General features: G+C 56.9%; 29 protein-coding genes and 1 tRNA gene. 20 read left to right on the top strand and 10 right to left on the bottom strand.

Annotation, left to right across the window (positions count from 1 at the left end):
• Position 1 precedes the first annotated feature (1 nt).
• Positions 2-421, bottom strand: a complete 420-nt coding sequence (locus J122_RS13850) for a phasin family protein (RefSeq protein WP_061332867.1) — start codon at positions 419-421, stop codon at positions 2-4.
• A 352-nt stretch (positions 422-773) separates the two neighbouring features.
• Here J122_RS13850 and J122_RS13845 point away from each other — a divergent pair, with 352 nt between their 5' ends.
• From J122_RS13845 to J122_RS22525, 8 genes are all read left to right on the top strand, one after another.
• A complete protein-coding gene (locus J122_RS13845; RefSeq protein ID WP_061332865.1) occupies positions 774-1,211 on the top strand; it encodes a YeeE/YedE family protein in 438 nt (145 codons plus the stop codon).
• A gap of 4 nt (positions 1,212-1,215) precedes the next feature.
• Positions 1,216-1,653, top strand: coding sequence for a YeeE/YedE family protein (locus tag J122_RS13840; RefSeq protein ID WP_061332863.1), 438 nt, complete (start codon positions 1,216-1,218; stop codon positions 1,651-1,653).
• A gap of 90 nt (positions 1,654-1,743) precedes the next feature.
• Positions 1,744-2,172, top strand: a complete 429-nt coding sequence (locus J122_RS13835; protein WP_061332861.1) for a TIGR01244 family sulfur transferase — start codon at positions 1,744-1,746, stop codon at positions 2,170-2,172.
• A gap of 23 nt (positions 2,173-2,195) precedes the next feature.
• Positions 2,196-3,308: a ferrochelatase gene (gene hemH / locus J122_RS13830; RefSeq protein ID WP_061332859.1), complete on the top strand. Its 1,113-nt coding sequence runs from the start codon at positions 2,196-2,198 to the stop codon at positions 3,306-3,308.
• A 15-nt stretch (positions 3,309-3,323) separates the two neighbouring features.
• Positions 3,324-4,064, top strand: coding sequence for a 5-oxoprolinase subunit PxpA (locus tag J122_RS13825; protein WP_061332857.1), 741 nt, complete (start codon positions 3,324-3,326; stop codon positions 4,062-4,064).
• Positions 4,061-4,744 carry a 5-oxoprolinase subunit PxpB gene (gene pxpB / locus J122_RS13820; protein WP_061332855.1) on the top strand — a complete coding sequence of 228 codons (684 nt, stop codon included), beginning with the start codon at positions 4,061-4,063 and terminating at the stop codon, positions 4,742-4,744. The genes J122_RS13825 and pxpB overlap by 4 nt, the downstream gene beginning before the upstream one ends.
• Complete coding sequence (locus J122_RS13815; RefSeq protein WP_061332853.1) at positions 4,741-5,694, top strand: biotin-dependent carboxyltransferase family protein; 954 nt, start codon at positions 4,741-4,743, stop codon at positions 5,692-5,694. Before pxpB ends, J122_RS13815 begins: the two co-directional genes overlap by 4 nt.
• Positions 5,681-5,884: a hypothetical protein gene (locus J122_RS22525; protein WP_061332851.1), complete on the top strand. Its 204-nt coding sequence runs from the start codon at positions 5,681-5,683 to the stop codon at positions 5,882-5,884. Before J122_RS13815 ends, J122_RS22525 begins: the two co-directional genes overlap by 14 nt.
• Positions 5,885-6,018: 134 nt before the next feature.
• Here the strand turns inward: J122_RS22525 and J122_RS13805 are convergent.
• A tRNA-Ser gene (locus J122_RS13805) sits at positions 6,019-6,109 on the bottom strand.
• Between the two features lie 259 nt (positions 6,110-6,368).
• Between J122_RS13805 and J122_RS13800 the strand changes: the two genes are divergently transcribed.
• From J122_RS13800 to J122_RS13780, 5 genes are all read left to right on the top strand, one after another.
• A complete protein-coding gene (locus tag J122_RS13800; protein WP_058089752.1) occupies positions 6,369-7,070 on the top strand; it encodes a Bax inhibitor-1/YccA family protein in 702 nt (233 codons plus the stop codon).
• A gap of 101 nt (positions 7,071-7,171) precedes the next feature.
• Positions 7,172-7,582 carry a sulfurtransferase complex subunit TusD gene (gene tusD, locus J122_RS13795; RefSeq protein WP_061332849.1) on the top strand — a complete coding sequence of 137 codons (411 nt, stop codon included), beginning with the start codon at positions 7,172-7,174 and terminating at the stop codon, positions 7,580-7,582.
• Position 7,583: 1 nt separating this feature from the next.
• On the top strand, positions 7,584-7,934 hold the full coding sequence (locus tag J122_RS13790; protein WP_061332847.1) for a DsrE family protein: 351 nt from the start codon (positions 7,584-7,586) through the stop codon (positions 7,932-7,934).
• Between the two features lie 10 nt (positions 7,935-7,944).
• Complete coding sequence (tusB, locus tag J122_RS13785) at positions 7,945-8,235, top strand: sulfurtransferase complex subunit TusB (protein ID WP_061332845.1); 291 nt, start codon at positions 7,945-7,947, stop codon at positions 8,233-8,235.
• Between the two features lie 4 nt (positions 8,236-8,239).
• On the top strand, positions 8,240-8,560 hold the full coding sequence (locus J122_RS13780) for a TusE/DsrC/DsvC family sulfur relay protein (protein ID WP_061332843.1): 321 nt from the start codon (positions 8,240-8,242) through the stop codon (positions 8,558-8,560).
• Here J122_RS13780 and J122_RS13775 read toward each other — a convergent pair whose 3' ends face one another.
• The 3 genes from J122_RS13775 to nfuA form a co-directional block, all read right to left on the bottom strand.
• A complete protein-coding gene (locus J122_RS13775) occupies positions 8,561-8,929 on the bottom strand; it encodes a hypothetical protein (protein WP_061332841.1) in 369 nt (122 codons plus the stop codon).
• 15 nt (positions 8,930-8,944) lie between these two features.
• The gene (locus J122_RS13770; protein WP_197463851.1) at positions 8,945-10,159 is read right to left on the bottom strand and encodes a DUF445 domain-containing protein; all 1,215 of its coding nucleotides are present in this window, start codon (positions 10,157-10,159) and stop codon (positions 8,945-8,947) included.
• Positions 10,160-10,366: 207 nt separating this feature from the next.
• A complete protein-coding gene (gene nfuA / locus J122_RS13765; protein ID WP_058089746.1) occupies positions 10,367-10,954 on the bottom strand; it encodes a Fe-S biogenesis protein NfuA in 588 nt (195 codons plus the stop codon).
• 241 nt (positions 10,955-11,195) lie between these two features.
• On the opposite strand from nfuA, the gene metH reads away from it, so the two are divergent.
• The 4 genes from metH to J122_RS13745 all read left to right on the top strand — a co-directional run bounded on the left by metH (position 11,196) and on the right by J122_RS13745 (position 17,664).
• Positions 11,196-14,894 carry a methionine synthase gene (gene metH / locus J122_RS13760; RefSeq protein WP_061332839.1) on the top strand — a complete coding sequence of 1,233 codons (3,699 nt, stop codon included), beginning with the start codon at positions 11,196-11,198 and terminating at the stop codon, positions 14,892-14,894.
• Between the two features lie 14 nt (positions 14,895-14,908).
• The gene (locus J122_RS13755; protein WP_082780601.1) at positions 14,909-15,148 is read left to right on the top strand and encodes a DUF2970 domain-containing protein; all 240 of its coding nucleotides are present in this window, start codon (positions 14,909-14,911) and stop codon (positions 15,146-15,148) included.
• Positions 15,149-15,512: 364 nt separating this feature from the next.
• Positions 15,513-17,165 (top strand): nitrite/sulfite reductase, encoded by a 1,653-nt coding sequence (locus J122_RS13750; RefSeq protein ID WP_061332837.1) that lies wholly within the window; start codon positions 15,513-15,515, stop codon positions 17,163-17,165.
• Complete coding sequence (locus tag J122_RS13745) at positions 17,158-17,664, top strand: DUF934 domain-containing protein (RefSeq protein WP_061332835.1); 507 nt, start codon at positions 17,158-17,160, stop codon at positions 17,662-17,664. Before J122_RS13750 ends, J122_RS13745 begins: the two co-directional genes overlap by 8 nt.
• Positions 17,665-17,714: 50 nt before the next feature.
• Here the strand turns inward: J122_RS13745 and sohB are convergent, their stop codons facing one another.
• Entirely contained in the window at positions 17,715-18,776 is a 1,062-nt protein-coding gene (sohB, locus tag J122_RS13740) for a protease SohB (protein WP_061332833.1), read from the bottom strand.
• Positions 18,777-19,005: 229 nt separating this feature from the next.
• Between sohB and J122_RS13735 the strand changes: the two genes are divergently transcribed.
• Positions 19,006-19,320 (top strand): SCP2 sterol-binding domain-containing protein, encoded by a 315-nt coding sequence (locus J122_RS13735; RefSeq protein WP_061332831.1) that lies wholly within the window; start codon positions 19,006-19,008, stop codon positions 19,318-19,320.
• A gap of 79 nt (positions 19,321-19,399) precedes the next feature.
• Here the strand turns inward: J122_RS13735 and J122_RS13730 are convergent, their stop codons facing one another.
• From J122_RS13730 to J122_RS13715, 4 genes are all read right to left on the bottom strand, one after another.
• Positions 19,400-21,106 (bottom strand): hypothetical protein, encoded by a 1,707-nt coding sequence (locus tag J122_RS13730; protein WP_061332828.1) that lies wholly within the window; start codon positions 21,104-21,106, stop codon positions 19,400-19,402.
• A gap of 210 nt (positions 21,107-21,316) precedes the next feature.
• A complete protein-coding gene (dnaQ, locus tag J122_RS13725) occupies positions 21,317-22,060 on the bottom strand; it encodes a DNA polymerase III subunit epsilon (protein ID WP_264753578.1) in 744 nt (247 codons plus the stop codon).
• Positions 22,061-22,073: 13 nt separating this feature from the next.
• A complete protein-coding gene (gene rnhA / locus J122_RS13720) occupies positions 22,074-22,517 on the bottom strand; it encodes a ribonuclease HI (protein ID WP_061332824.1) in 444 nt (147 codons plus the stop codon).
• Between the two features lie 16 nt (positions 22,518-22,533).
• A complete protein-coding gene (locus tag J122_RS13715; protein ID WP_061332822.1) occupies positions 22,534-23,337 on the bottom strand; it encodes a class I SAM-dependent methyltransferase in 804 nt (267 codons plus the stop codon).
• Between the two features lie 112 nt (positions 23,338-23,449).
• Here J122_RS13715 and gloB point away from each other — a divergent pair, with 112 nt between their 5' ends.
• Positions 23,450-24,244 (top strand): hydroxyacylglutathione hydrolase, encoded by a 795-nt coding sequence (gene gloB / locus J122_RS13710; RefSeq protein ID WP_061332820.1) that lies wholly within the window; start codon positions 23,450-23,452, stop codon positions 24,242-24,244.
• 163 nt (positions 24,245-24,407) lie between these two features.
• Positions 24,408-26,150, top strand: a complete 1,743-nt coding sequence (locus J122_RS13705; RefSeq protein ID WP_061332818.1) for a LysM peptidoglycan-binding domain-containing protein — start codon at positions 24,408-24,410, stop codon at positions 26,148-26,150.
• Positions 26,151-26,377: the final 227 nt, after the last annotated feature.

The following is a 26,377-nucleotide window of genomic DNA, read 5'->3' as shown; positions in this document are numbered from 1 at the left end:
GTTATTCTTCTTCATCCGAGGCTGGTGAATCACCCCGCAATCTGGCCAATTCGCTTTCCAGCGCTTCAATCCTGCGCTCCATCGCTTCAATTTCCTCGCGCCGGTGAATACCAAGGCGACGCAAAGCACCGGATACGCGCTGGTCGAACATGTGCTCAAGCTTGTCCCAGGTTCCGGTCGCCTTTTCCTTAACCTCACCAACGCGACCCTCTACGGTCTTGATCTGCTTTTCCACCACGCCCCGGGTCCTGGTTTCCAGCTGCTCACCCTCCTGCACCAGGCGCTCAAAAAACTTACCCGCATCTTCCTCGGCCTTGGTGTATGCACCCAGACCCGCAAGCCAGATCTGGCGGGCGGAATCCTTGATTTTGTCCGCCAGCTGCGGATCATTTTCCGGGTTTTTATCGTCGTGGTCTGACATGAATACCTCTTGGCAACAAAGCGGGAACGGTCTGGCCCCATTGTATTACAGCCAAACGGGGATTTCAGTGGTCATTCACACCTCCCTGAAACCCGCATAACGAAGGGGCGCAGTATAAACACCCAAGGCATATGAAAAAATGTTTTCAAACGAAAGCCGCTCTCACTTGAACTGCTCACATTATGGTCAATACTTCCCGTTACCGGCATCCCAGTTGATGTCGGTTTGTCTGGAAGTCTTTCATGGATACTACTCGCACGCCTCTGCCCGGCATTCCTTGCCGGGCTTTTTTTTTGGTATTATCGCCCATACTTATAAGCTTATTCCTCAAAGCGAAACCTGGAGCACGTAAATGATTGAGATTGCCTGGAGCCAGTTTACCCCTGGCACTGCACTAACTGGCGGTATTCTGATTGGGCTGGCCGCCGCCAGCTTCCTGCTTCTGAACGGCCGCATTGCCGGCATCAGCGGCATACTCGGCGGTTTGCTTACCCCCACCAGAAGCGACATTCTGTGGCGAATTGCCTTTCTTGCCGGGCTGATTGGGGCACCAGCGATTTGGACACTGGCAGGCCAGTTACCACCTATCGAAATCAACGCCGGTTACCCTGCCCTGATTGCCGCCGGCCTGCTGGTGGGCATTGGAACACGCTATGGGTCTGGCTGTACCAGCGGTCATGGGGTTTGCGGTTTGTCCCGGCTGTCTGTTCGTTCCCTGGTGGCCACCCTCAGCTTTATGGGCATGGGGTTCGTGACCGTTTATGTTATCCGTCACCTGATTGGAGCCTGAAGCTATGAAATATCATATTGCTTCCCTGTTTGCCGGCCTGATTTTTGGCCTTGGTTTGATTGTTTCCGGTATGGCCAACCCGGAAAAAGTCCTCGGATTTCTGGATATCGCCGGTGCCTGGGACCCATCCCTGGCCTTTGTCATGGGCGGTGCGGTTATTGTTGGGCTGGTAGCCTTCACCATCGCCCGCAGACGCACATTGTCATTCCTGGGCTTCAACATAAAGCTCCCCACCAACACCCAGATCGATAAACGGCTGATCGTCGGTAGTATGATGTTTGGGGTCGGCTGGGGTATTGCGGGATTCTGCCCGGGGCCGGCTTTGGTTGCCTTTGGTGCGGGCGAAATCAAAGCTGTGGTCTTTGTTGCATCGATGGTCACAGGTATGATTCTGTTTGAAATTGCTGAGCGTATGCGGGCATCATCCGGTCATAATGCCTAACCCCTGAGCAACACGACCCGATCACAGCATTGTGCCGGGCCCCAAGGGGCCCGTCTTTAAATCCCCGGCCATCAACCATTGGAGCCCTAAGTGGATATCAGAAAGATTGATGAAACCCTATCGGTAGCCCCCCAGATTTCGGTTCAGGATGTTGCCGAAATTGCCCGACTCGGCTTCCGGACCCTGGTTGCAAATCGCCCGGACCGTGAAGAGCCCGGCCAACCCGCCATGGCGGACATCGAAGCGGCAGCGCGGGAACATGGTCTGGAGTGGGTATTCCTCCCGGTGGAGTCTGGCAATATCACCGACGAGGACGTTGACCAGTTTGCGCCGATGATCCGGAATGCCGATAAACCCGTACTGGCCTTCTGTCGCTCTGGAACCCGCTGCACCGTGCTGTGGGCCCTGAGCGCCGCACGGGAAACCCAGCCGGAGGAGATTCTGTCCAAAGCTCATCGCGCGGGATATGACATCACGGGCCTTATACCGCGATTGGCACAGCAGGCTGGCAAGCATTAACCCACCACCATCGGATAGCATCAATGCCATATAAAGGGACGGATCAGTTCAGCCATAACGAGCCCGAACGCCTGGGGGTACTTGTGACCAACCTTGGCACACCAGACGCCCCCACCACACCAGCACTGAGAAAGTATCTTGCCGAGTTCCTGTGGGACCCAAGGGTGGTGGAAGTACCACGCCCCATCTGGTGGTTGATCCTCCATGGCATCATCCTGAGAATCCGGCCAAGAAAAAGCGCCCAGGCCTATGCCAGTGTCTGGCAACCGGAGGGCTCTCCCCTGCTGATACACACCGCCAAACAGGCGGAAGGCATTCGGGAAGCGCTGAAGAAAAAGTATGGCAGCAACGTGGTGGTGGGTTTTGCCATGCGCTACGGCAACCCGTCAATTTCCCGGGTATTGGAAGACATGCAGCAACAAGGTGTTCGCAAGCTGCTTGTCCTGCCGCTGTACCCCCAGTATTCGGCATCCACCACTGCGTCTACCTTTGATGCCATCGCCGCCGACTTTACCCGCCGCCGCTGGCTGCCGGATTTCCGGTTTGTGTCTCACTATCACGACTACCCGCCCTACATTGAGGCCATGGCACGCCATATTGAGGCGCACTGGGCCAATCATGGCCGGCACGAAAAACTCATCCTGTCGTACCATGGCGTCCCCCTCAAATACCTGCTCAAGGGCGATCCTTATCACTGTGAATGCCATAAAACCTCACGCTTGCTGGCCGAACGGCTTGGCCTTGGCCAGGACGACTACTTGACGACCTTCCAATCGCGCTTTGGGCGGGAAGAATGGCTGCAACCCTACACCGACGAAACCCTTAAATCCCTACCGGAAAAAGGTGTAAAATCTGTAGATGTCTTCTGCCCGGGGTTCTCTTCGGACTGCCTCGAAACCATCGAGGAAATCAACGAAGAAAACCGGGAATACTTCATGGAGTCCGGGGGTGAAGCCTTTGGCTACATCCCTTGCCTGAACGCCACACCCGGCCATATCGACGCATTGGTGCAACTGGTGGAAGACAACCTGAAAGGGTGGGCCGTGCCTGACAACAGCCCGGACAATCTGGCTGCCAGGCAGAAATGCGCAGAAGCCCGGAAACAGGCGACGTTTCCCGGCCGTGCGGATATCTGAGACGACCGGTACGCTATGAAACTGAATTGCGATCTCGGCGAGAGTTACGGCGCCTGGCAGATGGGCCAGGACGATCTGGTCATGCCCCTGATCGACATGGCTAATGTGGCCTGCGGGTTCCACGCCGCAGATCCCATGGTCATCCGCAACACGCTGGCGCTGGCATCGCGTTACCACGTGGAGATTGGCGCTCACCCTTCGTACCACGACCTCAGCGGATTTGGCCGGCGGTCTATCCACCACACCCCGGAAGAAATCGAAGCCCTTCTGCTTTATCAGTTGGGCGCCCTGGAGGGCATGTGTCGTAAAGAAGGTTTAAGCCTGAGTTACGTGAAACCCCACGGCGCCTTGAACAACGACATGATGCGGGACCCAACCCTGTTGCACGCGGTCATGGTTGCCACCCGAACCTTCCGGCAGGATCTGCCCCTGATGATTCCGGTCACCCGGAAATACCGGGAGCATCAGCAAATGGCCGCCGATGTCGGCGTTCCCCTGCTGCTGGAAGCCTTTGCCGACCGAGCCTACGACGACGAAGGCCAACTGGTGTCCAGACGCCAGGCTGGGGCGGTGCACGAAGACCCTGAAATCATTGTGCGCCAGGCCCGGTACTTTGCCGAAAAAGGTGGCGTATTCAGTGCCACCGGTAACTGGCTTGAACTTCCTGCAGACAGCCTGTGCGTTCATGGCGACAACGACGCCGCGCTTGAGGCGATCAAGGCCATCCGCAAGGCTCTTGGCAAACCCGGGCAATGATTGAAGCGGTTTCGGAAGATACCATCCTGATCACCCTGGCCGAGGCCATCGACGAGAGCCTACCTGCCCGCATCGCCGGACTTGCCGACAACATTCGCAGTGCCTGTCTCCCCTGGTTAGTCGATATAGTTCCCTCATACACCACGCTGATGGTGGTCTACGATCCATTGAAGATCGACTTTCGGCAGGCTGTGTCTAAGCTAAGGCCACTGGTTACCCTCGAAAACACCTGTAAGCGCGCGCCGGATGTGAAGGGCCGACTGGTTGAGCTGCCGGTTTACTACAGCACCGAGACCGGGCCTGACCTGCAATGGCTGGCCTCAGAGTGCGGCCTGGAGTGCGAGGACATCATCCGCAAACACAGCGCCGTTGAGTACCGGGTCCATGCCCTTGGGTTTGCTCCCGGATTTGCCTTTATGGGGCAAGTGGACCCCACCATCGCCGCGCCCCGAAAGACCAGCCCCCGAAAACGGGTGCCCGCTGGCAGTGTTGGCATAGCCAACCGGCAGACCGCCGTATACCCGCAGGCGTCCCCTGGCGGCTGGCAATTGATTGGCCGGTGCCCGACACCCTTGTTCGACCAAACCAGCCTGTCACTGCTCAGGGTCGGCGACCGGGTGAGATTCAAAGCCATAAGCCGGGAGGCGTTTCTGGCCGCGGGCGGGGAGCTGACCCCATGAGCTTTCTGGAAGTCGTCCGCCCCGGCGTACAAAGCACCATTCAAGACAGTGGTCGTCGGGGTTGTCGCCACCATGGCCTGGCGGCGGGCGGTGCGCTTGACCTGATCAGCTATACCTGGGCCAACAAGCTGCTGGACAACCCTCGCAATGCGGCCTGTCTGGAGATAGTGCTGGGTGGATTTCGCGCCATTGCCCATGGTGCGCTTCAGGTAGCCCTCACCGGCGCCAGAACACGCGTAACGGTGAACGGGCAAACGGTTGAGTCGTGGCAAACCCTGAACCTCAACGATGGTGACGAACTAACGATTGACCACTCAACGCACCATCGGCTTGTCTACCTGGCCGTGGTGGGTGGGTTGGATGCGCCGGAACAATTCGGGAGCCATTCGGTGGTTGTTCGGGAAAAGCTCGAGGGCCAGGGCCCGGTGCAGGCAGGAGACCGATTGATGCCGTTGCAGCCAAAACGGCAAGTGCCAGAGCGGAAAGTACCAGATCACCAGCGTCCCGACCTTGATGCAGAAACGGTTATCCGGCTGATTCCGGGCTATCAATACCCTCAGTTTCAGCGAGCGGATATCATCCGGCTAACAACCAGCCGCTATACAGTTGGCGACCAATCCGACCGCATGGGCTTTCGACTCCAGGGAACGCCCCTGAGCTCCCCGCCCCCCGGAATTATTTCCGAAGGCATCGCCCTTGGAGCCGTCCAGATTCCCGGTGATGGTCAACCTATCGTCTTGCTGAACGATTGCCAGACCATTGGTGGCTACCCTAAGCCCGGCGTCGTTCCCACCGTGGATTGCGGCCTTCTGGCCCAACAACTGCCTGGTGCCAGCGTCCGGTTTGAATTGTGTGACCTGGCTACGGCGCAGAATCAGCGTCGCCTTTTTGAGCTTCATTACCAGAACACTCGCTGGTGTCAGACCGGCCAGGAACTTGAGTGGCTCTGATACCACCGGCATGGTCCAGGTCGGGAACATCCTGGCAAAAGGTGCATTCCGCGGTATCCACTGCAGCACCGCCCGTTTCAACGTAACGCACCCGGTGGCTAGCGCTCCCACGATTGGCAGAGACGGCAAAGCGCCGGTTCTTTCGATCCTGCTCGGTTTCCGGAATCTGGCTCTGATCCTGATCCATTAAAGCACCTGCTCACAACGGGCATTCGATTTCACACCAGTGTACTGGATTCGCAAAGAAGTTTAATACGCAGGAAGTTACGTAGTCTGTCGAAGGTATCGATTGGGGAGTATAGAGACCGGTGTCAGGAAGAAAAATGGCGGTGGGCCAGGGATTCGAACCCCGGGACGGCTATTAACCGTCGGCGGTTTTCAAGACCGCTGCATTCAGCCACTCTGCCAGCCCACCGTCTTACCGAAAAAACGCCAGAAGGCGTATTTCCGTTGCTGCCGTTGCGACAGCGGGTGGAATGATACCGGATTTGCCATTACTGTCAACGCCTTGAAGAAAAAACGTTGGAAATTCCACTGGTTCTGGTCACGGTGCGAGCAAGATTACACCAGTTTAATGGAATCCATTGGGGCATTTTCTGTCGTAAATGATTGAAAGTTGCGGATTCGACATTATCATGGGACTCAGTATCCAGTTGCAATAAACGGAGATGACAATGGAAGACAGACGTTTCGGCGTTCAGAACAACCAGGCTGCCTACCCGCAGTCCGGTCAAGCCACCGGCGTAACAGCGGGCATTGATGAAGATGCGCTGAAGGTACTGCGCAACACCTACATGCTGCTGGGCATGACCCTGGCCTTCTCGGCCCTGACTGCGTTCCTGAACATGAACGGCACGCACCCGGGCTTCCTGATCACCATCGTTGGCTATATTGGCCTGCTGTTCGCGACCTATAAGCTCAAGAACAGCCCCTGGGGCATCGTAACCACCTTCGCCCTGACCGGCTTCATGGGGTACACCTTGGGCCCGATCATCGGCGCGTTCGTTGCCGCGGGTGCCTCTCAGATTGTCGCCCAGGCACTGACCCTGACAGCCGTAGCCTTTGTTGGTCTGTCAGCCACCGCGCTGATCACCAAGAAAGACTTCAGCTTTATGTCCAGCTTCCTGACGGCCGGTGCGTTCGTGCTGATCGGTGCCATGCTGCTGGCCTTCTTCATGCAGAGCTCTGCCCTGCATCTGGCGGTATCCGCTGGCTTCACCATTTTCGCCTCCATCATGATCCTGTTTGAAACCAGCCGGATCATCAAAGGCGGCGAGCGTAACTACGTGATCGCAACCGTTGGCCTGTACGTGGCCATCTACAACCTGTTTGTCAGCCTGCTGCACCTGCTGGCGGCATTCAGCGGCGACGATTAATTCGCCAGAGCAACGCGTTGAACAGGAACCCCGGCCTTTGCCGGGGTTCTTGCTTTCGGTAAACTGAAATCCGATCCATTCCTGACCGGCAACCTATCGTTATGTCCCCTGGCCTTTCTTACACCCTGGTTATTACCGGCGCTCCCTGGTCTAGCCAGGCACCACAAACAGCACTGGCATTCGCACAGGAGCTGATTGCAGCCGGCCACCACATCGACCGGATGTTTCTTTATGGCGAGGGCGTACACCTAGCTTCAGCCCTGAGTACGCCCCCCTCCGATGAACCCGACTGGCCAGGCCAGTGGGCAGATTTCCTTGCTGACAACCAGACGCCTGGGGTCGCCTGCATTGCCTCGGCCTTGCGCCGGGGAATCGTCGACCAGGGCGAACAGGCAAGGTATGAACTCAGCGCCAACAACCTTCGTCAGCCTTACCAGATAGCGGGCTTGGGGGAATGGGTGGAAGGCAACCTGAAGTCTGACCGTGTGATCTACTTTCATGGGAGCCACTAAGATGACCACCTTGATTGTGATTGATCAGGCTCCGTATGGCTCCTGGTCCGGTCGCGAAGCGCTGGATATGGTGTTTTCCCTGGCAGCCTTCGATCAACCAGCGGCATTGCTCTTTATCGGCGCTGGTGTTAACTGGCTGCGCAAATCCCAGGATGCCGGAGGCATCGGCCAGAAAACGGTTGAAAAGAACCTTGCTGCGGCACCGGTGTTCGGAGTCGAACAGATTCTCGCGGAACAATCCGCCTGCGAGCGTTTTCGGCTTGGTGAGGAAGACAGGCTGAATGGCGTGGAACTGATTCCATCGGTCAGAGACGCCCTTGATCGCTTTGAACGCATCGTTTTTGCAGGCTAAGGATGACGGAATGACACAGGAACAAACGATTCAGGCGACACTTCATATCCTGAACAAATCACCCAGTCACCCAAGGTTCGCAACCTGTCTGGCAGCCCTTCACGAAGGAGACACGCTGGCACTGGCGGAAAATGCGGTACTGGCGGTAACAGACAGCACTGCTGGCCTCCCCCGAAATTGTGTTGCCCTTGGCGCAGACCTTGAGGCCAGAGGCCTGGCAGGCAACCCCAAGGTACAAATCATCAGCTATGGCGATCTGGTGCGCCTGACCGCCGAACATTCACGTACGGTGAGCTGGTAATACAATGACGACTTTGCCGTTACGCAACAACGAGGGTTTTCTGGAAGACGCTGGCAGCTGGACCCCTGAGGTAGCACAAGAGATTGCCGCCGAGGACAGCATACAGCTAAATGAAAATCACTGGGAGATCATAGATTTCCTGAGGGAATTCTACAAACAACATGAAATGTCTCCGCCGTCAAACCGGTTATTTGTGAAGGCGGTGAAAGAAGCGTTCGGGGACGACAAGGGCAACAGTATCTACCTGATGCAGTTGTTCCCAGGCACACCCGCCAAAACCGCCTGCCGAATTGCCGGGCTACCCAGGCCAACCAACTGCCTTTGATCAGCGATCGCCCTGCCCTGGTGGCCGGCTACCACTGCTGGATTGGGATTTCTGCATTTCGGCAGTCGAGCCCAGAAAGCTGCTGAGCCCGTTCTCGAACAGATTGGAGCCAAACTTCAGGAATTGCTTGGTCGACTCCTTGGTCGCGCCTTCCCATGCATTTTGCGGGAGCTGCCGGACGGCATCGGCGACGCCTTTATTGACGCCCTTGGCCACCTTGGGCTCGATCTGGTCAGCGGCTTCCACCAACTCCCGCATGCGTTCAGCCAGCCAGGGCCGAACTACGAGGTACCAGAACGCAAACAGAACAGCCGCCACCGTACCAGCGGTCAACAGCACCTGAACAATCATCAAAACCCACACAGACATTACCTGTCTCCCTTGTTAGCCACCCAGTGGCGGCATCGGCAGCTGGTTCATCGCGATAAACTGAATCAGGCCGGCCACTGCGCCGAACAACCCCCCAACAAACATCAGCTGGAGCTCTTCTTCTCTGAACGCCGGCCGCAATATGTCCTGGAACTCCTCCGGACGGAGCGATTTCATCTGGCCCGCCAGCACACCGGCCACAATGGGTGCCCGCTCCTTGTTAAAATCGGGATCGTTGAACACATCCCGGGTGGCGATCACCGCCTTCTGGTTCATCACCCGCTTGAGATCAGTGTAGCCGGTCATACCGACCGTCACCTGCGCCGCCAGCTTCATAACCATGGAGTTATCGAGCATTGGCCGCAGATGCTTCTGGATGATAGCTCGGGTTCTTGCTCCGTGCTGGCCATTGATCATGGCGTCCGCCACCTTCTCAACGGTGATCAGCTCCTCGGCCACCAGACGTGCCCAGGTATCACTGATCTGCTCCTGACGGCGCAGAAACAACCCCTGAATCCGCCAAAACAGAACCCGGCGAGGGCGAAGCGGTGCAAAAATCAGATTAATGGCGATCCAGTTGGTGATAAAGCCAATGGCAAAACCACCGACCGGCAGCAGCCATGGCTCCGGATAGGCCAGCCACAGCGGCGCCAGGATGGCACCCAGCAAACCGCCAATGATGGCACCACGGTTAATGACCGATTGCAATTCAACGGAACCGGCTTCCCGGAAAATGCGATTCATCAGGTCAGGATGATTCTGCAGTTCGCGGCTGAGCAGTGCTTTCAGATCCACCAGCTCATTCAGGTCGTCACCGAAATCCTCAACCAGCTCTTCAATCCTGTCCGGCAGCTGCTGCCTGGCCCATTGGTAGATCCTGGCGCGAACAAACAGCGGCAGGTTATCCCACAACACCGGCTGCACTTCGTACATGACTTCGTCGATGTATTCATCCATCCGTGGTGAAACCTGTGCCACCACCTGTTGAACAATGCGCTGGGGCTCCAGCTTTTGATAGACGGTATTCAGATCACCAAACTGCTGCAGCGTCCGGTCGATACAGATGTGCGCCATCTTCTCGGCTTTACGGGGGATAACACCCTGCCAACCAATAACGCCAATGCCGATGAAACGCACCGGGTGAAATGACATCTGTATCGCAAGCCAGTTGGTAAACCAGCCGACGACAGCAGCCATCACAGGTACGGATAAGAGAGCAAGGTCGAGCAAGTGTTACCCCGGTTTCAAGTCTGGCGGCAATGGCGCCGCTGATATCACTGTTTTTTATGGCACGGTACAGCAACCGTGCACGGTTCTGTTAATCAACAGGATAATGGAGTATTGCAGATATCAGGACATTGGCCGTGTAGCCACGAAAGACAGGCATCTGCGGCAGCCGCCGCGGTGAACGACGGCCTGGCAGAGGTAATGCAGAAATTACTGATAGTAGGCGTTTTCAGTGTTCGAGTGGTCGGTCACATCACGAACCGCAGTGATCTCCGGAACCCGCTCCTTGAGGGTTTTCTCAACACCTTGCTTGAGGGTCAGGCTGACGGCGGAACAGCCCTGGCAACCGCCACCGAAACGCAGCACTGCCACCGACTCCTCAACGATCTCCACCAGCGATACATCACCGCCGTGGGCCGCCAGATTGGGGTTGATCTCAGACGCCAGCACGTAGTTCACCCGCTCAGGAAGGGGGGCGTCATCAGACACCTGGGGCACTTTGGCGTTCGGCGCCTTGATGGTCAACTGGCCGCCCATCTGGTCTTTGGAGTAGTCCACGTAGGCATCTTCCAGAAACGGTACCGAGTTATGGTCCAGGAACAGGGTGAATTTCTGCAGATCAACCTGCTCGTCTGTAGGGACGACTTCGTTTGGCGGGCAATAGGCCAGACAGGTCTCGGCATTGCGGGTACCCGGCTGGGTGACGAAAATACGAACGCCCATGCCCTCGACATCCTGCTTTTCAATCAGTTGCGCAAGATAATCCCTTGCGGAATCAGTGACAGTTACCAAAGCCATGCTTCCTACCTGTTTTCAAATGTAGTCTCTATTTTAGGAGAGTTCGCAGGAACTTAAAAGACCAAGTAAAATAGTCGGGCTTTAACAGGATAATGAATTGCACGTATAACCTCCCGCCAGGAACTTTGTGGTCAGTGCTTGATAATGATCATCTGTATTAAGACGTATACGTACAATTTTGCTATGATCCCGCGCCGTCCGAACAAACACGACGTTATTAATGACCCCGGAAGAATTCCCTATGACCGATCGTACTACCCGCCTGGACCAGCTTCATAAGGCCCTCAAGGAACGCATCATCATCCTCGATGGTGGCATGGGCACCATGATCCAGAACCAGAAGCTGGACGAAGCCGCATTCCGGGGCGACCGATTCAAGGATTTCGACCGGGACGTTCAGGGCAACAACGATCTCCTCAACCTGACCCAGCCGGCCCTGCTCCGCAATATCCACGCAGACTACCTGGATGCCGGCGCAGACATCATCGAAACCAACACTTTCAATTCCACCCGCCTTTCCCAGGCGGACTACGGCATGGAAGATCTGGCCCGTGAATTGAACGTGGAAGCGGCCAGGATCGCTCGGGAAATCGCTGATGAGTTCACCGCCCGCAATCCGGACAAACCACGGTTTGTTGCCGGCGCCGTGGGCCCTACCTCGCGCACCGCCTCCATCTCACCAGACGTCAATAACCCGGGCTACCGGAATGTGGATTTCCAGACCCTGGTGGATAATTACTATGAAGCGGTCTCCGGGCTGGTGGAAGGCGGCTCCGATCTGATCCTGATTGAAACCATTTTCGACACCCTGAACGCCAAGGCCGCCATTTACGCGACCCAGCAGTTCTTTGAGGACAACGGTTTTGAACTGCCGATCATGATCTCCGGCACCATTACCGACGCGTCCGGTCGAACACTGTCGGGCCAGACCACCGAGGCCTTCTACAACTCCATCGCCCATGCGAAACCCATCTCAGTGGGTCTTAACTGCGCCCTGGGTGCGGACGCGTTGCGCCCTTATGTGGAAGAGCTGGCCAACAAGGCAGAAACCTATGTGTCAGCCCACCCCAACGCCGGGCTGCCCAACGAATTTGGCGAATACGACCAGACCCCCGAAGAAATGGCCGACATCATTGAGGGCTTCGCCAAGGACGGGTTCATGAACATCATCGGGGGTTGTTGCGGTTCACGGCCGGATCACATTGAAGCCATTGCCAAGGCGGTATCCAAGTATCCGCCCCGGAAGATTCCCGACCGCCCCAAGGCACTGCGCCTGTCAGGCCTCGAACCCTTTACCGGTGACGAAAACACGCTGTTCATTAACGTGGGCGAACGCACCAATGTGACCGGCTCCAAGCGATTTTTGAGACTGATCAAGGAAGAACAGTACGAGGAAGCGCTGAGCGTGGCCCGGGACCAGGTGGAAAACGGCGCCCAGATCATCGATATCAACATGGACGAGGGCATGCTGGATTCAAGGGAGGTTATGGAGACCTTCCTGAAACTGGTGGCATCCGAACCTGACATTTCCCGCGTGCCGATCATGATCGATTCTTCCAAGTGGGAAGTGATCGAGGCCGGTCTTCGATGCATTCAGGGCAAGGCGGTGGTGAACTCCATCAGCCTCAAAGAAGGCGAGGAAGAGTTCATCAAGCGGGCAAAAGACTGCATGCGCTACGGTGCGGCCGTAGTGGTCATGGCCTTTGACGAAGACGGCCAGGCCGACACCTTCGAGCGTAAAACCGAGATCTGCAAACGCTCTTACGACGTGCTGACCAGTATCGGCTTTAACCCGGCCGACATTATTTTTGATCCGAACATCTTCGCCATCGCCACCGGCATCGAAGAGCACAACAACTATGCGGTGGACTTCATCAATGCCACCCGCTGGATCAGGGAAAACCTGCCCCACGCGTCCATCTCCGGTGGCGTGAGTAACGTCTCGTTTTCTTTCCGCGGTAACGATGCGGTGCGCGAGGCCATTCACTCCGTTTTCCTGTATCACGCGGTCAAGGCCGGCATGAACATGGGCATAGTGAACCCGGGCCAGTTGGTGATCTATGACGAGATCGAGCCAGACCTGAAAGAATTGGTGGAAGACGTCGTCCTGAACCGCCGCGATGACTCAACAGATCGCTTGCTTGAGGCGGCCGAAAAGTTCAAAGGCAAAGGCGGCCAGACCAAAGAAGAAGACCTTGCCTGGCGTGAATGGCCCGTCGAGAAGCGTCTTGAGCATGCCCTGGTGAAAGGCATCACCAGTTACATTATTGACGACACCGAAGCCTGCCGGCAGAACGCCAGCCACCCCATCGAAGTGATCGAAGGCCCGCTGATGGCGGGTATGAATGTGGTCGGCGACCTGTTCGGTGATGGCAAGATGTTCCTGCCCCAGGTGGTCAAGAGCGCCCGGGTAATGAAGCAGGCCGTCGCCCACTTGATCCCGTTCATCGAGGCTGAGAAAACAGAAGACCAGCAGGCCAAGGGCAAGATTCTGATGGCCACCGTGAAGGGCGACGTACACGACATTGGCAAGAACATCGTGGGCGTGGTCTTGCAGTGCAATAACTACGAAGTCATCGACCTAGGCGTGATGGTGCCCTGCGAGAAGATTCTGGACGTTGCGAAAAAAGAGAATGTCGACATTATTGGTCTGAGCGGCCTGATCACACCCTCGCTGGATGAAATGGTCCATGTTGCCCGGGAAATGCAGAGGCTGGATTTCAATATCCCGCTGATGATTGGCGGTGCCACCACCTCCAAAGCCCACACTGCGGTGAAGATCGAGCCCCAGTACAAGAACGACATTGCCCTGTACGTATCCGATGCGTCCCGGTGCGTAAACGTGGCCTCTCAGCTTCTGAGCAAGACCGCAAAGCCCACGCTCGTGGAAGCCGCCCGTACCGAGTACGACGAGATCCGTGAGCGCCGCAAGAACCGTGGCGACCGTACAAAGCTGGTGTCAATGTCAGAAGCACGGGCACGGGCACCGGAACTCGATTTCGAGACTTACCAGCCACCGAAACCAGCCTTCACCGGGGTGCGGGCGTTCAACGATTACGACCTGAACGAACTGGTGGACTACATCGATTGGACGCCGTTTTTCATTTCCTGGGACATTGCCGGCAAATACCCGGCAATCTTCGACGATCCGAAGCGGGGCGAAGCTGCACGCACCCTGTTCGACGACGCCCAGAAACTGCTCAAGAAGATGATCGAAGATAAACGCATCACCGCCAGAGGCGTGATTGGCTTCTGGCCGGCCAACCGTCGCGGAGACGACATTGTCGTTTACACAGACGAGTCCCGCACCGAGGAGCTGACCACCCTGCACCACCTTCGCCAGCAAGACGAAAAAGCGCCCGGCAAACCCATGATGGCCCTGTCTGATTTTGTGGCCCCTGAAGACTCCCACGTGGGTGACTATGTCGGCGGCTTTGCCGTAACCACCGGTATTGGGGTGGACGAACTGACCAAAGAGTTCAAGGATGCCCACGACGATTACAGCGCCATTATGGTCCAGGCCCTGGCAGACCGGCTTGCAGAAGCCTTCGCCGAGCGCATGCACGAACGGGTTCGCAAAGAATTCTGGGGCTATGCAACCGATGAACAGCTGGCCAACGATGACCTGATCAAGGAACGGTACCAGGGCATCCGCCCGGCCCCCGGCTATCCTGCCTGCCCTGACCATACAGAGAAAGCCACCCTGTTCAAACTGCTGGATGCAACGGCCAACACCAGCCTCCAGCTCACCGAACACTTTGCCATGTACCCAACGGCAGCGGTCTCTGGCTGGTACTTTGCCCACCCGGAATCCAAATACTTTGCCGTCGGCAAAATTGGCGTGGACCAGGTTGAAGACTATGCTGAACGAAAAGGGCTGTCCAAAGCAGAAGCTGAGCGCTGGCTGATGCCCAGCCTGGCCTACGATCCGGCCGAATAAATCAGGGTGACTCAATGAACGATATGGCTGACAACAACAATAACAGCAGCAAGAAAAAGCCCGGTTCGCCGGGCGTTCTGAAAATCATGCAAAGTATCCTCGCCGGCGCTTTGGGGGTGCAGTCTGAAAAGCGCCGACAAGAGGATTTTGCCAGCCACAGCCCGGTGCCCTACATCATTGCCGGGCTGCTGTTTGGCGCTGCGTTTGTGGGCGGGCTGATACTGGTGGTAAAGGTGGTGCTGGCAGGCCAGTAGCGCTACTGGCCGGCAACCCACACTACTGCAAAGGCAACAGCCAGCAACACCAGTAACACTGCTGCAACGGCATCGGCCTGGCTATCTGAATCCGCTGTCTTTTTCATAGCTTACTCCTCGGTTATCCAGTCTTGTTGTTGTTTCAGTACCCGGCTTTTATTAAAGCAGGAAATTGATATTCGTCCAGTCCTGCCCGCCGCTGCTGATTTTCCTGCTTATCACCTGAATCGATAATGATATTTTGAAATAATCATTTTAAGAATAAAAACCCAGTGATATCCTCCGCTTCAGGAATAAGGCCCAATGTCATTTTGGCGCCATTCAACAACCGCATTTCAGAAGTTACCAGGCAGGACGTTACCCTATGTACGTTTATGATGAGCACGACCGGCAAATTGCCGCGGAACGTGTCGCACAGTTTCGGGACCAAACCGAGCGGGCCCTCGCGGGCGAGCTGGCGGAAGAAGAGTTTCTTCCACTTCGTCTGCAGAACGGTCTCTACGTTCAGCGTCTTGCACCCATGCTGCGTATCTGTGTGCCCTATGGCATGCTCCGTTCAGACCAGATCCGCCGCCTGGCCCGCATCACCCGTGATTACGACAAGGGTTATGCGCATTTTACAACCCGTACCAACATCCAGCTGAACTGGCCAAACCTGGAAGACGTTCCGGATATCCTGGCCGAACTGGCCGAAGTCGAAATGCATGCCAACCAGACCAGCGGTAACTGCATCCGTAACACCACCACAGACCAGTTCTCCGGTGTTCAGGCCGATGAAATCGCCGACCCTCGCCCTTACTGCGAGATTATCCGGCAGTGGTCTACCTTCCACCCGGAATTCGCTTTCCTTCCTCGCAAATTCAAGGTGGCGGTTAATGCTTCCGAAAAGACGGACCGGGCGGCCATTCAGGTGCACGATATCGGCCTGCAACTGGTCCGGAATGATCAGGGCGATCTGGGCTTCCGCGTACACGTGGGTGGGGGCCTGGGCCGCACGCCCATGGTGGGGCCAGTCATCCGGGAATTCCTGCCGGAACTCGACCTTCTGACTTACCTGGAGGCGGTCCTGCGGGTCTATAACCGTTACGGCCGGCGCGACAACAAGTTCAAGGCACGCATCAAGATTCTTGTGAAGGCACTGACCCCGGAAGGTTTCGCCGAGAAAGTCGAAGCTGAATGGGCACACATCAAAGACTCCCCGACTCGGCTGACCCCGGAAGCGATCCGAAAATTCCAGGGCTATTTCACCGAGCCTGACTACGAGACACTGGAGAACGCCACTGCCCTGCTGAGTGAGCAACGATTTGAGAACCGCGAATTCGACAAGTGGCTGACTCACAACGTCAGCGAGCACAAGAAGCCCGGCTATGCCAGTGTCACCCTGACCCTGAAAAAAACCGGGACCCCGCCGGGTGACGTGACCGATTATCAGCTTGAGCAGATTGCCGACCTGGCGGACCAGTTCAGCTTTGGTGAGGCCCGCGCGACACACGAGCAGAATGTGGTTCTGGCCGATGTTCGCCAGGACCAGCTGTTCGAGCTCTGGCAGCGCCTCGTTCCCTTGGGCTTTGCCACTGCCAACCTGAACACCCTGACCGACGTCATCTGCTGCCCGGGCGGCGATTTCTGCGCCCTGGCCAACGCCAAATCGATTCCCGTTGCTGAGGCTATCCAGCGTCGCTTTGATGATCTGGATTACCTGTACGACCTCGGCCCCATCGACCTCAACATCTCCGGCTGCATGAATGCCTGTGGCCACCACCACGTTGGTAACATTGGCGTGCTGGGCGTTGACAAGAAAGGCGAAGAGTTCTACCAGATCAGTCTCGGTGGCGACTCCCATCATGACGCCGCCATTGGCAAGATTCTGGGGCCCTCGTTTGCAAGGGACCAGATGCCCGAAGTGATTGCCAAGATCATTGATGTATATGTCGACAAACGGAGCGAGGAAGAAACCTTCCTGGATACCTATCGCCGTGTTGGTATTGAACCATTCAAGGAGCGGGTCTATGCCTGATGTAATCGCTGCTGACGGCAGCATCCGTAACGACAGCTGGGTGGTCGTAGAGCGCCCTGCCGAGGGTGAATCCCTCAATGTAGCCGCAGGCCAGCCTGCGCTGATTCCCGCGGATCTGTGGCTTGCAGGCTACGAGCACTACGTAGGCCGGGATGATATCGGAGTCTGGTTCGACAGCCATGACGAGCCCGAAATGCTCGGGGAAAAGGTTAAGGAATTACCGTTGATTGCGGTGAACTTTCCACGCTTTGTGGATGGCCGGGGTTACAGTATCGCCCGCCTGCTGCGGGAAAGGTTTGGCTACCAGGGAGAGCTGAGAGCTATTGGAGATGTACTGCTGGACCAGTTGCAGTTCATGAAACGGTGCGGCTTCGATTCCTACGTGCTGCGGGCCGACAAGGACATCAGCAAGGCAGCTCGCTGCCTGAACTTCTTCAGCCAGGCCTACCAGGCCGCCACCGATACCGACCAGCCCCTGTTCCGTCGCAGGGCTTCCTGAGCGATCACGGGTGGGCGCAGAGCGTTAAACTCTCTGCGCCCGACCCTGACTTACTGAATTTTCTGATTACGGAAAGCACTGAGCACCCGCCAAACGGTATGCTCAAGCGCCGCACTGGTGGCCAGGCCAAGCCGTTCCGGCAGGGTTCTCTTACTCTGGAATGACACCGAGACCACCTCACCCCGATCGCAGGCCTCGATCAGGTATTCGTCCGACGTCTTGATATCGTCAATGAGCTTGACCTCAAGGGCACGCTTGCCAAACCAGATGTCGCCATTGGCCACCGCCTGGATATCCAGCGCAGGGCGCCGCTCGCTGACGTATTCCTTGAACAGACCGTGGGTATCTTCAAGGTCCGCGAGAAATTTCTGCCGGCCCTTTTCGGTGTTCTCTCCAAACACGGTCAGTGTGCGCTTGTGCTCACCGGCGGTCAGCACTTCAAAATCCACATCGTTCTTCTGCAGGAAACGATGGAAGTTCGGCAGCTGGGCAACCACACCAATCGAACCGAGAACTGCAAAGGGCGACGCAATGATCTTGTCGGCAACGCAAGCCATCATGTAACCACCGCTGGCCGCCACCTTGTCTACGCAGGCCGTCAGGGGAACCCCTTTACTGCGAATCCGGTCAAGCTGTGCGGCTGCCAGACCATAGGCGTGCACGAGGCCGCCACCGCTTTCCAGGCGAACCACCACCTCGTCTGTCTCCGGGTTGGCGACACTGAGCACCGCAGAGACCGACCGCCTGAGCGTGTCGGTATCGCTGGCTTTGATGTCGCCATCGAAGTCGATGACATAGATGCGTGGTTTGGAGGCCTTTTCTTCCTCAGCGGTTTTATCCTGTTTGGCCGATTTTTTCTCGGCTTTCTCTTCTTTTTTCTTTTGTTTCTGCCAGGCCTTGTGTTCGGCGTCTGACATCAACCGGGACTGGATGGATTCTTTCAGTTTCCGGTACTGGTCGTTCAGTTTGCGAATTTTGAGCTCGCCCTCTCCTTCATGATCACTCCGGTCCCGCTGGGTGGCGGAGAAAATCACCGAGGCCAGAATGATGGCGGCCACCACGAAGGTCACCACTTTAGCGAGGAAAAGTCCGTATTCGGTCAGAAATTCCAAAATGCAGTCTCCAGACGTCGTTGCAAAGCCATGAGTGTACCCCCTCACAGGGGGCGTGATAAGTCCAAAAGAAAATTAAAACAAGCGTTCGATCAAGCTTGACACAACCGTGTTCTAACCATAAAGTCGGATGGCGAGGTCGGCGCTACCCGGGCTATCAAACAGGCTTCTGAGGCCAGGGATTCCAAGCCGTCACCATGACAAGACAACCACTCAAAAGGGTAAAACAATGTCTGTAGCTCAGGTATTTGAAAAACTCGAACAGAATTTCAACGCAGACGCGGCACAAGGCCTGGATCTGGTGTTCCAGTTCGACATCGAAGATGACAAAACCTACCACCTGGTGATCAACGACGGCACTTGCAAGCTGCACGAAGGCGCGAACGACGATCCTTCCGTTACCCTGATCATGAACTCCGACACCCTGCAGGGTATCGTTTCCGGCGAAACCGACGGCATGCAGGCATTCATGGCTGGTCAGCTGCGCGCCGAAGGCGACATGATGCTGGCAACCAAGCTGGGTGAACTGTTCAAGATGGGCTAAGCCCCGCTTAACAGGCCATAAAAAAACCTGCGCAAGTCGCAGGTTTTTTTTGGTCGCTTCAACGACACCGAAGCCGTTATTACAGCCCGACGTCGCCCAACGACGATTCCGCCAGTTTCAGCAGGTCGCTGTTGCTCTCTTCGCGGCGGCCAATGCTTTCAATGTAGTACTCCAGCGACGTAAGCGCGTCCGCCAGCGCTTCAAGCACCTGAGGTGCCGGCGCTTCCCTCGCATCCAGTAGCTGCTCCTGAATGGATGCCGCTACCCGCGCAATGACACTGGCAGCCTGGGGGTCGTTCACCATCTGCAAACCACCCCAGATACTGCGCAGGGTGCCCGGCAGGTTGGCCAGGTGCAACTTGTCGTAGTCGGATTCGATAAACGCGGTAATAGCACGCTTGGCCAGGGTCAGGGCGCTGCGCGCCTCGTCTGCAACCACCCAGATGGCTTCCTGCAGGTAGACGGACTCGTCCCGCTTGCGTTCACTGCCTGCCAACGCATCGGTCTCCGAGGTAATACCTCGAATGACGATCTGCATGACGGCATCCTCCACCCCCAGCACCGAATCGGCCAGGCGATAGAGTTCGTCCTCTGCCGGCAGGCGCTTCTCCTCCTCCCACTGACGGAGTTTTGTCGCTTCCTCACGGGCAATACCGGCCAGGCGATTGAGATCGAGCATCACCAGGGTGTTCGCCAGGCGCTCGAGGGCGTCAGCGATGGACGCCAGCTCGGCCAGGTCTGGCTCGATACCCCGTTCGATGATGTCCAGCTTATCCTTCAGTTGATTGAGCTCTTCCTGCAGCGCTTCCGACAAGGATTTCAGTACATCCGAACCCGGGCCGTACAGCCGGCGCGAGTGGGCTTCAAGGATAGCATCGGGAAACTCAGAGGGCGCCAGCCGGTAGGCGGAAAGAACGCTCGCCACCTCGGGATTAGCGGACCCGCTGCGGTACAAAAGGTAGACAAGGTCTTTGATGACCGAGTCAGGGGCATCTTTGGTGGTGGCCACTTTGCCAACGTACACCACTTCGCGGGCATACTTCTCTATTCGCATAAGCAGACGTTTGCGGGCTTTATTGAAGCCCATGGCCCGGTCCAGCATGGTGTCTGCAACCACAGACAGCAAGCACCACATCTGGCCCATTGGCGCGCCCTGGCAAAGTCTGGCAAAGCCACGGGAAGCCCTGGCCACCAGCTTTTTGCTGACCACCTCATTACGCTCACGAAGAATGCCAAGCAGAGCGACCTGTAGGGTCAGGCGCATACGCCTGGCGAGAATTTCGTATTCGGCATCGCCGCCTTCAAGCGGCTGAAGCGAAAGCCCGGAGCAGAAATCCGGACGCTCTTTCACATCCACATCAAAGAAACAGGATTCGGGATAGGGTTTCTCGCGCCGCGCCTCGCGTAGATCATTGATCACCGGCAGCAGCAATTCCGGATGGTCTTCCCGTTGCTGGTGGTAATATTCAACGTAGCGACGCAAGATAAACAGGGCGCTGTTGAGGGTCGTCAGCAGAATGTTCTTGTCGTCATTGGCGCCTACGGGCACGTCGTTGGCCAGGTTCACTGCCTCCTGACACAGCAGCGTTCCACCACGCAATTCCACCAGAATGAAGATGCCCCGCAACTGATTGAGATAATCAACACAGTTCTGCAGGTCTTCCCCACTCTCACGATTTTCCTGAAAGCGCTCAAGGCTGGATTCTGCCTGTTTGATGGTCTGTTCGATTTCGCTTTTGACCAAATCAAACGACTGCGATTTCGTCGCCAGAGACGATTGAACCATAAACGCTTCCTGTTACTTTGCGGAGACTACCGCATCCTGTTCGTGAACTAATGCCGGGGGACATGGGGCCGGCGTTTGTTATGGGCCATGCACCCTGCCGGCCAACATTCAGCTCGCAGAAAACTGGCGAACTTATCATTACTTATAACATAAAACTCAAGTACCTCAAGAAAGGCGGAATGTAACAAATGGTACACCCTGACGTGGTTCTCATTCCGATTGCTGTAATTTGCTCCAGACGGTGTGGCCGGCCTGCTTCTCCATCATCGCCAGAAATTCTTCATGGGCCGAGGCCTCGGCGTCATCAGCGCGGATCACAGCCAAAGCCGGTCGGCTGCCAGTCAGGCGGCGGATGCCACCGGCAGTTCCATCATCACCAGCCCCGGCATCCAGGGATAACGCTGTTTGCCCGCCGGTCATCAACAAATAAACGTCAGCCAGAATCTCCGCATCCAGCAACGCGCCGTGCAGTTCCCGGTTACTGTTATCTACTCCGTAGCGTTTGCACAGGGCATCCAGGTTGTTCTTCTGACCCGGATGCTTGGCCCGGGCGATGGCCAGCGAGTCGACGATGCCGCAGTGGTCAGCGGTTTTCCGGACCGGCTTGAGGCGCGCGAACTCGGCGTCCATGAAGCCGACGTCAAAAGCCGCGTTATGTATAACCAGCTCCGCACCCTTGATAAACTCGAAAAATTCGTCGGCAATTTCGGCGAACCTGGGTTTGTCGGTCAGAAACTCATTGGTGATGCCGTGAACGGTGATAGCTTCGGCCTCAACCTCCCGTTCTGGATTGATGTAGACGTGGTAATTGCGGCCCGTCAGCTCACGCTCAATGACTTCAACGCAGCCAATCTCGATAATGCGGTGGCCGTCGTTCGGGTCGATACCCGTGGTTTCGGTATCCAGTACGATCTGTCTCATGTCTCTGTGCTCTCTGTTTCCGTCGTCGCCCACACCACAGGCCGCGTCAGGCGCTGGTCAGTTCGTCAACGCCACGGTTGGCCAGTTCATCCGCAAGCTCGTTGTCGGGGTTACCGGAATGGCCCTTGACCCAGTGCCAGTTCACCTTATGTCGTGCCGTTTCGGTGTCCAACTCTTGCCATAAGTCGGCGTTCTTGACTGGCTTCTTCGCCGAATTCTTCCAGCCGTTTCGCTTCCAGCCCGCCATCCATTCCGTGATGCCCTTGCGGACATACTGGGAGTCTGTATACAGCTCAACCTCACATGCACGGTTCAGGGCCCTCAAACCGCGAATAGCGGCCATAAGCTCCATACGGTTGTTCGTGGTCTGGCGCTCACCACCATGCAGGGTCTTGCAGGCATCTCCGTATCGCAAAACCACACCCCACCCACCGGGACCAGGATTGCCTTTACAGGCACCATCGGTGTACATCACCACCTTGCCAGCCATTTACTCTCCCAATTATTCATTGATTCTCTGTCGCGCCAGCGCTCTGGCTTGAACACCCCCGCGAGGCACCCACCGTGCCGGGCATCGAGATCACTTTGCTCTTGCGCCAGGGCGCCCGCCTGCGGATGGGGGCGTACACACGCTTGCGGGCAAGGATACAGTAATACGCGCCGACCGGCAGGAAATGACCGTTCTCATTCAGGGTACGGTGATTCCTGGTGGTGTAGCCTTCCTTTCTCTGAACCGGCAGGGTGCAAAAATGGGTGCAGGAAGTCTCAAGCTCAAAGCCGAGCAGCTGGAGCCAATCCTCCATCCGTGAACGCATCAGGAAGCGCCCTCCCCAGGGCCCTTGATGATGTCTTGAAAGCAGACGCCTGACACCCCAAAGGCTCAGTGGATTGAATCCAATCAGCGCAATACGCCCCTCGCCCCTCAACACCCGGGCCGATTCCCGTAATACCTCGTGGGGATCCGGGGAGAAATCCGCTGTGTGGTGCAGTATCACCAGATCCATGGAGTCCCCTGGAAACGGCAGTTCGTCAGCATCACACACTGCTACACCATCCGGCATCTGCGGGTGCCAGCCAGGCGTGGTGATGATTTTCTGGACGAAGTCGGCGCCGCTGGCAAGCGGCAGCCTGTGGCTTAGCCCCACCTGCAGTTGCCGGGCCCCGGCCAGGCCTTCGAATGCATGATCAAGTACCCGGCGCTGGCTGGCCAGCAACGATCTGCCAAGCGGAGTCTGGAACCAGCGCTCGAAACTCTCATGCCTTTGTGAGTAGTCCACCGCCCCTGAGGCGCCCAATCTGAATCTCTGCATTAACCGGATTCCCCTGCACCGCCTTTTGTTCCCGGCTCACGAACGACCCTTGGGATAGAAACGGCGTTGGACTATCATAACAGCCACATCCAAAGAGCACATGGGGTCATGCATGTTCGATATCCAGGCCATTCCTGCGTTTTCCGACAACTATATCTGGTGCCTCTGCGACCGGTCATCCGGCAAAGCGCTGGTGGTAGACCCTGGGCAGGCCCAGCCGGTGGAAGACTACCTGGAAAGTCAGCAGCTGGTTCTGGATACCATACTGGTCACCCACCACCACCCCGACCACACCGGCGGCATCGCCAGCCTGGCAAAGACCTTTCCGGATGTTCGCATAACGGGCCCGGAGGATTCCCCCTTCAAGGGCACCACCAACCCGATCCATCCCGGTGACGAAGTGGTCTGGCAAGGCCTGACCTTCGAGGTCATGGCGGTACCGGGCCACACTCTCGACCATGTTGCCTACTACTCGGAAACTGAGATTAATGATCGCCCTGTGCTGTTCTGCGGCGACACGCTCTTCGTTTGCGGCTGCGGGAGGCTGTTCGAGGGCAAACCCGAGCAGATGCGACAGTCTCTCGAGTCGTTGCGCGCCCTGCCCGATCAGACCGGGGTTTACTGTGCACACGAATACACCCTGGCCAATCTCAGGTTTGCCCGCAGCTGGTTGCCAGACGACAAAGCCCTCGAGCAGTTTGAGCAGGACTGTCAGGCCAGGAGGAACCGTGGTGAGCCGACCGTACCCTCCAGTATTGGCGCAGAAAAAACCCTGAACCCGTTTATGCGCTGGGACCAGCCGGAAGTGATCGAAAGTGCCCGGCAATATGCTGCAAGGCAGGGTTTGCCATGCGATTCAGCGGATGCGGTGTTCGCGGCCATTCGACACGGCAAGGACCATTTCTGAGCTGTTAATGGTTGAGTTCTTAACATTTCTTCTCACAGCCGTAACATCAGCCGTATTGACCCCCGGAAAAGGGCTCCCATAGAATCCAAGCCTGTTTGTTACCGTAACTCATTAATGTGCCGGGTTTCTGTCCATACCCGGCCAATACCCGGAAGCTGTGTTTATGTCGGTGAAACGATTGTCTTACGTGCTGATTGCCAGCACCCTCCTCTCAGGCTGCAGCACCAGTCAGGTTCTTGAAAACTGGCACACACCGTCAGCCTGGTTTGGTGAAGACAACCACACCGCAGACAGCAACCCCCTGGATTCTGACGAAGTCGTGGTTGCGCAGGGCGACGAGGGTCTAAAGAAATCGGTTGCGTCCGGAAACGGTGACCAGGCCAGCGATGCACCGCTGGACGACGCCATCGCCCCCGAACTGCGCAAGCAAGCCAGGGAAGCACGGGAGAAGCTGGATAACCCCCGTAGCAGCCAGGACGTTGCCACTTCGGAGTCCGATTTATGGGACCGGCTTCGGGCCGGATTCCAGATGGACCACTCCGTTGACAACGCCCGGGTTCAGGCACAGCTGGACTGGTATGCCCGCCACCCCCGCTACATTGACCGGGTGGTTGAACGTGGCTCCCGATACCTCTACCACATCCTGGAAGAAACCGAAAAGCGGGGTCTACCCAACGAACTTGCACTGCTACCCATTGTTGAAAGTGCCTTTGACCCCTTCGCCTATTCACACGGGCGGGCTGCGGGCTTGTGGCAGTTCATCCCGTCAACCGGCAAGTATTTCGGATTGACTCAAAGCTGGTGGCACGATGACCGCCGGGACGTGATTGCGGCAACCGATGCAGCCCTTACCTACCTTGACCGCCTGGCCAACCGGTTTGATGGCGACTACACCCTGGCCCTGGCTGCCTACAACGCAGGTGGCGGCACAGTATCCAGCTCCATTCGCCGTAACCGCAACGCCGGTAAGTCCACAGACTACTGGTCGCTCAGCCTGCCCACCGAGACCCGACACTACGTACCCAAACTGATCGCGCTGGCAAAGATCTTTGACGACCCTCAAGCCTATGGCATTGAACTGCCGGCCCTGAAGAACGAGCCATTTTTCGAGGTCGTCGACACCGGCTCTCAGCTCGACCTCGCCCAGGCGGCTGAGCTTGCCGGTATCGAAATCAACGAAATCTATCTGCTGAACCCCTCCTACAATCGCTGGGCCACCAACCCGGATGGGCCTCATCGGTTGCTGGTTCCGGTTGAGAAAGCCGACGGTTTCCGGACCGCACTTGCCAGGTTCCCAAACGAACAGCGGGTGTCCTGGCAAAACTACCGGGTGCAGAAAGGCGATAGCCTGAACACCATTGCCCGGAAGTTTTCGACAACACCGTCCGTCATCCAGCAGGTTAACAAGCTGAACAGCGATCTCATCCGCATCGGCCAGCAGCTACTGATCCCCTCGGCCACCAAGGGTTCGGAAACCTACGCCTTGAGTCAGAACCAGAGGCTTCAACGCACACAGGAGCGGCAACGGGATGGCAACAAGGTTAATTACACGGTCCGCCGTGGCGATACCTTCTGGGACATCGCCCGGGAACATCGGGTTTCGGTACGGGAAGTGGCGGCCTGGAACGGTATGGCGCCGGGCGACCCGCTGATCCCAGGCAAACAACTGGTGATCTGGTCTAAAACCGCACAACCCACCAAGAATGTTGCCAGTAGCCAGCGGGACAGCGCCATGGTTCGCAAGGTGGGATATCGCGTGCGCCAGGGTGACTCGCTGTCTGCCATTGCAAGCCGCTTCTCGGTGAATGTGCGGGATATCGCATCATGGAACGATCTTAATACCAACCGTTATCTGCAACCCGGCCAAAGTCTGGTACTCTACGTGGACATAAGAAACAGCCCATAACGTGCGAGAGCCATGACAAAAACACGGAAAGCACCTCATCTGACCCTGCCTGGACTGATCACATCCCTGGCCTTGATGGCCACTCCGTTTTTTTCCTTTGCTGACGATCACCATGAAAACGGGCTAGGAGTCTGCGCGGCAGAAGTGTTTTGAGCAAGTGCCTCCGCCGCGCCGAATCACGGTTGTGCCCGAGAGTATAGGCGCAGTATCCAACCGGATAGAGTCAC

Origin of the sequence: Marinobacter excellens LAMA 842 (assembly GCF_001574445.1) — a bacterium.
GTDB classification, from domain to species: domain Bacteria; phylum Pseudomonadota; class Gammaproteobacteria; order Pseudomonadales; family Oleiphilaceae; genus Marinobacter; species Marinobacter shengliensis.
The sequence above is the reverse complement of the archived record's forward strand: the minus strand, read 5'-3'. Positions and strand labels throughout refer to the sequence as shown.